Raw genomic sequence first — 9187 nt, forward strand, 5'->3', positions numbered from 1 at the left:
GCCGAAGCGCTCGGCCTGCGGCTGCCGCCCGGCCCGTGGCACACGCAGCGCGACGAGCTGGCCTCGCTGGCCGGCGAGCTGGGCGTGCTGGCCGGTGCGCTCGGCAAGATCGCGAAAGACATCTCGCTGATGGCGCAGGGCGAGCTCGGCGAGCTGGCCGAGCCGTCGGGCGCCGGCCGCGGCGGCTCGTCGACGATGCCGCACAAGCGCAACCCGGTGGCCGCGATGACGGCGCTGGCCGCCGCGCTGCGCACGCCGCACCGCGTGGCCGCGCTGCTGGCCGCGATGGTGCAGGAGCATGAACGCGGCCTCGGCAACTGGCAGGCTGAGCTGGCCGAGACCGCGGGGCTTTACCTCGGCGTGCACGGCGCGCTGAAGGCGCTCGCCGATGCGGCGCCGGGCCTGCAGGTCGATGCCGCGCGGATGCGGCACAACATCGACGCGCAGCACGGGTTGGTGTTCGCCGAGGCGGTGGCGATGCAGCTGGCGCAGCAGCTCGGCAAGGCGCGTGCGCACGCGCTGCTCGAGGCCTGGTCGCACGAGGCGGTGGCCGCACGGCGCCCGCTGCGCGAGGTGCTGCTGCAGGCGCTGTCGAAGGACGATGCGCTGCGCGCGCAGCTCGGCGCCGACCAGGTCGAGGCGCTGTTCTCAGTCGAGCGCGCCGCGGCGCACGCGAGTCGCGTCGCCGATCCTCAGCTGGCGAGCTGGCAGCAGCGTGCCGACGCGCTGGCGGCCGAGGCGCCGTGGTCGGCCTGGTTGCCGCACTGATCTCCCTCCCATTCTCGAAAGGGCCACGATGCCGGAGCAACAGGACGATTTCGACCGCGGCGTGAAGAACCGCCGCGCGGTGCTGGGCGATGCGTGGGTCGACCAGTCGCTGGACAACACCTCCGCGTTCAATGCCGAGTTCCAGTCGCTGATCACGCGCTATGCGTGGCACGACATCTGGGGCCGCCCGGGGCTGGACACGACGACCCGCCGCCTGCTGGTGCTGGGGATGACGATGGGCCTCGCGCGCTGGGAGGAGTTCGAGCTGCATTGCCGGGCCGCGGTGCGCGGGGGCGTGCCGGTCGAGAAGATCCGCGAGACGCTGATGCAGGGCGCGATCTACTGCGGCGTGCCGGCCGCCAACACGGCCTTCAAGCTGACCACGCAGATCCTGCGCGACGAAGGGCTGCTGCCGCCCCCCGCGCCGCTGTCGGCCGGCGTGCGCACGTCGAGCCATCACACCTTCAGCCGCCCGCAGCTGAAGGTCGCGCTGCAGGGCGAGGGCACGCCGGTGGTGCTGAGCCATGCGCTGGGCCTGGAGCTCGGCATGTGGGACGCACTGGCCGCCGCGCTCGCGCCGCGCCACGAGGTGCTGCGCTACGACCACCGCGGCCACGGTGGCTCGGCCGTGCCGGCGGGCCCGTACCGCATGGACGAGCTGGTCGACGATGCGGCCCGCGTGATCCGCGAATGGGGTGCCGGCCCGGTGGCCTGGGTCGGGCTCTCGCTCGGCGGCATGGTGGGGCAGGGCCTCGCGATCCGCCATCCGGAGCTGGTGCGCTCGCTGGTGCTCGCCAACACCACCGCGCACTACCCCGAGGCGGCGCAGGCGGCCTGGGCGCAGCGCATCGCGGCCGTCGAGCAGGGCGGGCTGGAGGCGATTGCCGGCATGGTGATGGAGCGCTACTTCCACGCCGGCTTCCGCAGCGGCCGGCCCGACGCGCTGGCGGCGTTCCGCGCGGCGCTGCTGCGCACGTCGGCCGCCGGCTATGCGGCGACCTGCCACGCGGTGCGCGAGGTCGACTGGCTCGAGCGCCTGCCGCAGGTGCGCTGCCCGACGCTCGTGATCGCCGGCGCGCTGGACGTGGGGGCGCCGGTCGCGATGTCGCAGGCCATCGCCGAGCGCATTCCCGGCGCGCGGCTCGAGGTGCTGGCCGAGGCCTCGCACCTGAGCGTGGCCGAGCAGCCGCAGCAGTTCGCGGCGCTCGTCGAGGGCTTCCTTGGGGCCTAGCGCGACGACTTGAGGAAGCGGTTGCTCAGCAGCGGCCGGCCGCGCACCGCGGCCCCGCGGTTGCCGAGCACGCCCAGCGACTGCGCCGATTCCTGCGCCGCCGAGAGGGCCGGGCAGGCGCCRGTCGCCCGGTAGGCGAGCGCGGCCTTCAGCAGGCCTTCGTCCGGGCTGCCGAGCGGCTGCGACAGGTCGTCCGACGCCGCGCAGCCGGCAATGCCGGTGGCGCCGCTGCCGTTCGGCACGAAGCCGTCGGCATAGTCGCCGAAGCCCTTCGCGTTGACGCCCTGGAACTCGATCGGGAAGTACGAGATGCCGCAGTTGTCCTGGGCCGCGAAGCCGTAGGGCTTGCCGCAGGTGCCGCCGCCGATCTGCCGCACGTCGAGATCGACGCCGCGCAGGCCGTTGATCACCGCCTCGCTGGCCGAGCAGGTCTCGGAGGTGGTGAGCACGTAGACGCGCGACAGGTCGAGCGTCGGCAGCGCCGCGTTGGCGGTGCTGGTGGCCTGGAATCCGAACGGCGCCTGTGCGTTGTCGGACGTGCGCTTCGCGTTGTAGTTGAGCTTCTCGAACGTCTTGCCGGCGGTGCGCGCCGGGCCGGCGATCATGTAGGCCAGCTCGCTCGCGATGTACAGGTAGCCGCCGCCGTTGTAGCGCAGGTCGAGCACCAGGTCGGTCACGCCCTGGGCCTTCAGCGACGAGACGGCTTCGATCAGCTGCGCCTCGGCCGGCGCGACGTGCGAGTTGAAGACGATGGTGCCGACGTTGCCGGTGGCCGTGGAGACCACGCTGTAGTTCAGCACCGGCTTGGTGGTGACGGCCACGGTCGTCAGCGAGACGCTGACCTGGCCGACGCCCGCGCGGGTGAAGACGAAGGTGTGCGTGCCACCGGCGTCGCTCGGGAACAGGCCGGCATTGAGCACGTCGACGCCGGCCGAGGTGTCGTCGTCGGCCGAGACGCCGTCGACGGTCACCAGCGTGTCGCCGCGCAGCACGCCCTTGGTGGCGGCCTCGGTGCCCGGCGTCACGTAGGCCACGCGCAGGCCGCGCGGCTTCGTCGGCGACTGCATGCGCCAGTTGATGCCGTTGCCGGCCTCGACGCCGGAGTCGAATATCGCGTCGGAGGTGGAGGTCGGCAGGATGAAGCTGAACTTGTCCTTGCGCGCGCCGCTCGCGGTGAGCCGGATCGTCTTCAGGGCCTGGAAATAGTTGTCGAGCGAGCCGTAGACGTCGGACGTGTTGCTGTACTGCGCCAGCCCGGGGGTGATGGCCGGGACTTCGTCGTACCAGAGGTAGGCATCGTTCAGGTAGGCGCGCACCCACTGCTTCTCGACGTCGAGGCTGCCGGTGTGGGTCGACGCATACGGATTGGTCGGGGCGCATTGTTGCGCGTACTGCGACGACGACGCGAGGCGGTTGCTGGAGTCGCCGTCCGAACCACCGCCGCAGGCGGTGAGGGTGGCTGCCGCGACGAGCAGGCTGGCCCAGGTGGCGCGCACGCGTGCGCCGGCTTGCCGTTGGCGTAGAACTCCCATTCCTCGCTCCCGATTCATTGGTTGAACGCCGACTATACCGGTGCAGGCGGATTGCCGGCGCCGCCGAGCTGGCGCGACAGCTGCGCGGCGCAGCCCTTCAGCGCGACCGCGACCGGGCCGGTGGCCTGCACATCGAAGGTGGCGTTCGGCCCGATCGCCGCCAGGCTGAGCACCAGCTCGCCGTGCAGGTCGAACACCGGCGCCGCCAATGCGCTGACGCCGGGCACCGTCCCGTCGACGACGCGGCTCAGGCCCTCGGCGCGGATGGCCGCCAGCTGGCCGCTGAAGGCGGCGTCCAGCGTGCGCCGGCAGCCGTGCGGCTCCTGTGCCAGCAGCTCGCGCAGGCGGGCCGGTGGCAGGTGCGCGGCGAACAGCAGGCCCGACGCCGTGCCGCGCATCGACATCACGGTGCCGTGCCGCATGTTGACGTGCACCGCGGACGGTGCCTCTTCGACGCGCACGATGGTCGGCCCGCGGTTGCCCCACACCGCGATCGCGACGGTGTGGCCGACCTGCGCCGCGAGCGCCGGCAGCAGCGGCGTGGCCAGGCGCAGCGGATCGAACTGCTGCAGGCTGATCAGGCCCAGTTCCATCGCGAGCGGACCGAGCCCGTAGCGGCCCGACGCGGCATCCTGCGCGATCAGCCCGAGCTTGCCGAAGCTGACGAGGTAGGGGTGGGCCTTGGCCGCTGCCATGCCGGCTTCGCGCGCCAGGTCTTTCAAGGCCATCGGCCGGCCGTGGTGGGCGAGCGCACGCAGCAGCTGGCCGCCGACCTCGATGCTCTGGATGCCGCGAGGGGTGCTGGGGATCATTCTGAAATTCGTGTATGTAGAATGGATTAGACAGTAACGAATCCGCTGTCGGAAATCAAGGAGACCCGCGATGGCTTCACCTGAACCCCTGCGCTACCAGGGCGGCTTCAGCAACCAGTTCGCGAGCGAGGCGGTGCCCGGCGTGCTGCCGCTCGGACGCAACAGCCCGCAGAAGGCGGCGCACGGCCTGTATGCCGAGCTGCTGAGCGGCAGCGCGTTCACCGCGCCGCGCGCCGAGAACCGGCGCACCTGGATGTACCGGCGCCAGCCGTCGGTGGTGGTCGGCGGCTATGCGCCGTATGCGCAGCCGTGGTGGAAGAGCGGCGCGGCCGACGGCGTGGCGGCGCCGCCCGACCCGCTGCGCTGGGCGCCGACACCGGTGCCCGAGGCAGAAGCCCAGCCGCTGGACTTCGTCGACGGGCTGCGCAGCATCGTCGTCAACGGCGACGTCGATGCGCAGGTCGGCATGGCTGCGCACATCGCGTTCATCAACCGCTCGATGACGCAGCGCGCCTTCGTCAATGCCGATGGCGAGATGCTGCTGGTGCCGCAGCAGGGCACGCTCATGATCACCACCGAGCTCGGCCTGCTGCAGGTGGCGCCCGGCGAGATCGCGCTGCTGCCGCGCGGCCTGGCCTTCAAGGTGGCGGTCGACGGGCCGTCGCGGGTGTACGTCTGCGAGAACCACGGCGCGCATTTCCGCTTGCCGGAACTCGGCCCGATCGGCAGCAACGGGCTCGCGAACCCGCGCGACTTCCAGGCCCCGGTCGCCGCGTTCGAGCCCGACGCGGCACCGCACGAGCTGATCAAGAAATACGGCGGCCGGCTGTGGTCGGCCCGCTGCGCGGCCTCGCCGTTCAACGTGGTCGGCTGGCACGGCAACCTGGCGCCGCTGAAGTACGACACGGCCAACTTCATGACGATCGGCTCGATCAGCTTCGACCACCCGGACCCGTCGATCTTCACGGTGCTCACGTCGCCGAGCGACACGCCGGGCACGGCCAATTGCGACTTCGTGATCTTCCCGCCGCGCTGGCTGGTGGCCGAGGACACCTTCCGCCCGCCCTGGTACCACCGCAACCTGATGAGCGAGTTCATGGGCCTGGTGCTCGGGCAGTACGACGCCAAGCCCGAAGGCTTCCGCCCCGGCGGTGCCAGCCTGCACAACTGCATGGTGCCGCACGGGCCGGACGCCGACGCGTTCGAGCGCGCCTCGAATGCGCCGCTCGCGCCGCACAAGCTCGACAACACGCTGGCCTTCATGTTCGAAAGCCGGTACCGTTTCCGGCCGACCGAATGGGCGATGAGCGGCGGCGCACTCGATGCCGCCTATGCCGATTGCTGGCGCAACCTGAAGGATGGATTCCAATGAGCGGCGCTCTCGACGACACGAACGACGCGGGGCTGCGCAGCTGGGTCGCGTCGGCACAGGATCCGCTGGCCGACTTTCCGATCCAGAACCTGCCGCTCGGGCGCTTTCGACGCCAGGGCAGCGACGAGCCCTGGCGCGGTGGCGTGGCGATCGGCGATCAGGTGCTCGACCTGCGCCTCGCGCACGAGCTGTGCCCGTGGTCGCCCGAGGTGTCGCGGGTGATGGAGCCGCTGGCACGCGGCGATCTCAACGCCTTCATCGCGCTGGGGGCTGCGGCACGCCGCACGCTGCGCGCCGCGTTGTCGAATGCGTTGCGCGAAGGCTCCGACGACGAGCCGTGGCTGCAATCCTGCCTGGTGCCGCAGGCACAGGCCGCGATGGCGCTGCCGTGCGAGGTCGGCGACTACACCGATTTCTACACCGGCATCCACCACGCGACGACCGTCGGAAAACTGTTCCGCCCGGACCAGCCGCTGCTGCCGAACTACGAATGGGTGCCGATCGGCTACCACGGCCGCAGCTCGTCGCTGCAGGTCAGCGGGCAGGCCTTCCACCGCCCGCGCGGGCAGTACAAGACAGAAGCCCAGGCGCCGGTGTTCGGGCCGTGCCAGCGGCTGGACTATGAACTGGAGCTCGGCGCGATCATCGGCCCCGGCAACGCGCTCGGCGAGCCGATCCCGATGGCGCGGGCCGAGGAACACCTGGCCGGGCTGGTGCTGCTGAACGACTGGTCGGCGCGCGACGTGCAGGCCTGGGAGTACCAGCCGCTCGGGCCCTTCCTCGGGAAGAGCTTCGCGACCACGCTGTCGCCGTGGATCGTCACGATGGAGGCGCTGCAGCCGTTCCGCCGGCCGTTCGAGCGGGCGGCCGACCGGCCGCAGCCGCTGCCCCACCTCGATGGCGAAGGCAACCGCGCACAGGGCGCGATCGACATCGTGCTGGAGGTGTGGCTGCAGACGCCGGCGATGCGCGAGCGCGGCGACGCGGCGGTGCGGCTGATGCAATCGAACTTCCGCGACGCGTACTGGACGCTCGCGCAGCTGGTGGCCCACCACAGCAGCAACGGCTGCAACCTGCGCCCGGGCGACCTGCTGGGCAGCGGCACGCAATCGGGGCCGCTGCCGGAGCAGGGCGGCTCGCTGCTGGAGCTGACGCAGGGCGGCAAGCTGCCGATCACGCTGCCGAACGGCGAGACGCGGCGTTTCCTGCAGGATGGCGACAGCGTCGCGCTGCGAGCGTTCTGCGAGCGCGCCGGGCAGCGGCGCATCGGGTTCGGCGAGTGCGTGGCCGAGGTGCTGGCGGCGCGGTCTTAACCTTCGCTTCACCAACCCCTAATCGAGTTCTAACCGCGGGCCCTTATCTTTCGACTCATGCGGAATCCCCCGCGACGCTTGTCCCCAGGAGATCACATGAAGATGAAGTCGTTGACCGCTGCGCTTGCCGCAGCCGGCCTGCTGGCCGCCGGATCGGCCGGCGCCTTCAGCCTGACGCCCGAGTGGCTGAAGAGCAAACCCGAGGCGAAGCCCGCCRCCGTGACCTCGACCGCGCCGGCACCGGTGCCGATGCTGCCGGCCGCGGGCCAGGTGCCCAACTACCGCGCGATCGTCGCGACCTCCGGCCCGGCCGTCGTCGGTGTCACGGTGGCCGGCCTGCACAAGGCCTCGGCCGAGGAGCAGCAGCAGCAAGGCCTGCCGCCCGGCGCCGAGAACGATCCGTTCTTCCAGTTCTTCCGCGGCCTGCCGGGCTTCCAGCAGCGCGGCCAGCGCGGCAACCCGTCGGTGCCGTTCCGCGGCCAGGGCTCGGGTTTCATCATCAGCGCCGACGGCCTGATCCTGACCAATGCCCACGTGGTGCGCGAAGCCAAGGAAGTGACCGTCAAGCTCAGCGACCGCCGCGAGTTCTCGGCCAAGGTGCTGGGCTCGGACGCCGCCACCGACATCGCGGTGCTGCGCATCCAGGCCAAGGACCTGCCGATCGTGCGCCTGGGCGACCCGCAGAACATCGAGGTCGGCGACCCGGTGCTCGCGATCGGCGCGCCCTACGGCTTCGAGCAGACCGCCACCACCGGCATCATCAGCGCGAAGGGCCGCTCGCTGCCCGGCGACGCGGTGGTGCCCTTCATCCAGACCGATGCGGCGGTGAACCCCGGCAACTCCGGCGGCCCGCTGTTCGACGGCACCGGGGCGGTGATCGGCATCAATGCGCAGATCTATTCGCAGACCGGCGGCTTCCAGGGGCTGAGCTTCGCGATCCCGATCAATGTCGCGCTGAAGGTGAAAGACCAGATCGTCGCGACCGGCCGCGCCACGCATGGCCGCCTGGGTGTCGCGGTGCAGGACGTGAACCAGAGTCTGGCCGAGTCGTTCGGCATGAAGCGGCCTGACGGCGCGCTGGTCGCGAAGGTCAGCAAGGACAGCGCGGCCGAGAAGGCCGGCCTGAAGCCGGGTGACGTGATCACCGCGGTGAACGGCGACCCGATCGTGCGCTCGGGGGCGTTGTCGAGCCGCATCGGTCTGGCGGCGCCGGGCGACAAGGTGAAGTTGTCGGTGTGGCGCGACCGGGCCGAGCGTTCGATCGACGTGAAGCTGGGCGGTGCCGATCCGGACGAGGATGTGGCGTCCGCCAACGGCGGCGATTCGCAGGGCGTGCAGCTCGGGCTGTCGCTGCGCCAGCTGACGCGCGAAGAGAAGCGCCAGAGCAAGCTGGAGCAGGGCCTGGTGATCGAGAACGTCGACGGCCCGGCGGCGCGCGCCGGCATCGAGGCGGGCGACGTGCTGCTGGCCATCAACGGCAAGCCGGTCACGTCGATCGAGCAGGTGCGTGCGGTGATGGCCGGCAAGCCGAAGAGCGTGGCGCTGCTGGTCGAGCGCGACGGGGAGCGGATCTTCGTGCCGGTGAACCTGGGCTGACGGCTGCGGCTGTTGGATGGGGAAAGGCCGCCTGCGGGCGGCCTTTTCCGTTGTAGGCGGGCTCACACCTCCTTGTCGTCGATCGCTGCGCGTCCTTTGTCGACATGGGCCTGGAGGCAATCCGTGCACACCGGTCTGCGCTGCAGAGGATGGATGCCTTCCCGCAAGAATCGGCGATCCAGCAAGCGTTCGCAGAGCGCGCAATGACCGGCCTCGTCTGGAGCGAGGGCGGCTCCCGATTTCGCACAGCGGAATGGAACTGTTGTCAATGTGGCCTCACCGGTTGTCGGTTGGATCGAAGGCCGCAGCTTGCCATGCCAGCCGAGTCCTACGGCGCGCGGCTTCCAGGCTGACAAGCCCGTGCGTACCTGCCCGTCCCGCACGGCCGGCCTCGTCCCAGGCACCCGCCGTGTCGCCCGCAGTCCAATGAAGTTCACCTTGATGACAAGAAAGGACTTCATCATGAACAGCCACAAGCCTCTGCTCGCCCCGCTCGCCGCTGCGCTGGCCATCGCCTCCGGCACCGCCGTCTGGGCCCAGGACGACCGCGCCCCGCTGCCCGC

At 71.0% G+C, this 9187-nt stretch carries 7 protein-coding genes; 5 read left to right on the forward strand and 2 right to left on the reverse strand.

Features of this window, described 5'->3' with window-relative positions; translation table 11 throughout:
• On the forward strand, positions 1 to 768 hold a 768-nt coding region (locus tag AC1D15_RS09755; RefSeq protein WP_477825822.1), incomplete at its 5' end, for a lyase family protein.
• A 28-nt stretch (positions 769 to 796) separates the two neighbouring features.
• The gene (pcaCD, locus tag AC1D15_RS09760) at positions 797 to 1999 is read left to right on the forward strand and encodes a bifunctional 4-carboxymuconolactone decarboxylase/3-oxoadipate enol-lactonase PcaCD (RefSeq protein WP_465111105.1); all 1203 of its coding nucleotides are present in this window, start codon (positions 797 to 799) and stop codon (positions 1997 to 1999) included.
• Here pcaCD and AC1D15_RS09765 read toward each other — a convergent pair.
• Positions 1996 to 3495 (reverse strand): S41 family peptidase, encoded by a 1500-nt coding sequence (locus AC1D15_RS09765; RefSeq protein ID WP_477825823.1) that lies wholly within the window; start codon positions 3493 to 3495, stop codon positions 1996 to 1998. The two genes, pcaCD and AC1D15_RS09765, sit on opposite strands and share 4 nt — an antisense overlap.
• Before the next feature lie 68 nt (positions 3496 to 3563).
• Positions 3564 to 4343 carry an IclR family transcriptional regulator gene (locus tag AC1D15_RS09770; protein ID WP_477825824.1) on the reverse strand — a complete coding sequence of 260 codons (780 nt, stop codon included), beginning with the start codon at positions 4341 to 4343 and terminating at the stop codon, positions 3564 to 3566.
• A 70-nt stretch (positions 4344 to 4413) separates the two neighbouring features.
• Between AC1D15_RS09770 and hmgA the strand changes: the two genes are divergently transcribed.
• The 3 genes from hmgA to AC1D15_RS09785 all read left to right on the forward strand — a co-directional run bounded on the left by hmgA (position 4414) and on the right by AC1D15_RS09785 (position 8624).
• Complete coding sequence (gene hmgA, locus AC1D15_RS09775; protein ID WP_477825825.1) at positions 4414 to 5715, forward strand: homogentisate 1,2-dioxygenase; 1302 nt, start codon at positions 4414 to 4416, stop codon at positions 5713 to 5715.
• A complete protein-coding gene (gene fahA / locus AC1D15_RS09780) occupies positions 5712 to 7028 on the forward strand; it encodes a fumarylacetoacetase (protein ID WP_477825826.1) in 1317 nt (438 codons plus the stop codon). Before hmgA ends, fahA begins: the two co-directional genes overlap by 4 nt.
• Before the next feature lie 96 nt (positions 7029 to 7124).
• Entirely contained in the window at positions 7125 to 8624 is a 1500-nt protein-coding gene (locus AC1D15_RS09785) for a Do family serine endopeptidase (protein ID WP_477825827.1), read from the forward strand.
• Positions 8625 to 9187: the final 563 nt, after the last annotated feature.

Source organism: Rhizobacter sp. P2_H2, from assembly GCF_056403375.1.

Bases quoted from the DNA above. Each gene is read 5' to 3' on its own strand.
- hmgA (WP_477825825.1), top strand. From the start codon at position 4,414: ATGGCTTCACCTGAACCCCTGCGCTACCAGGGCGGCTTCAGCAACCAG.
- pcaCD (WP_465111105.1), top strand. From the start codon at position 797: ATGCCGGAGCAACAGGACGATTTCGACCGCGGCGTGAAGAACCGCCGC.
- AC1D15_RS09770 (WP_477825824.1), bottom strand. From the start codon at position 4,343: ATGATCCCCAGCACCCCTCGCGGCATCCAGAGCATCGAGGTCGGCGGC.
- fahA (WP_477825826.1), top strand. From the start codon at position 5,712: ATGAGCGGCGCTCTCGACGACACGAACGACGCGGGGCTGCGCAGCTGG.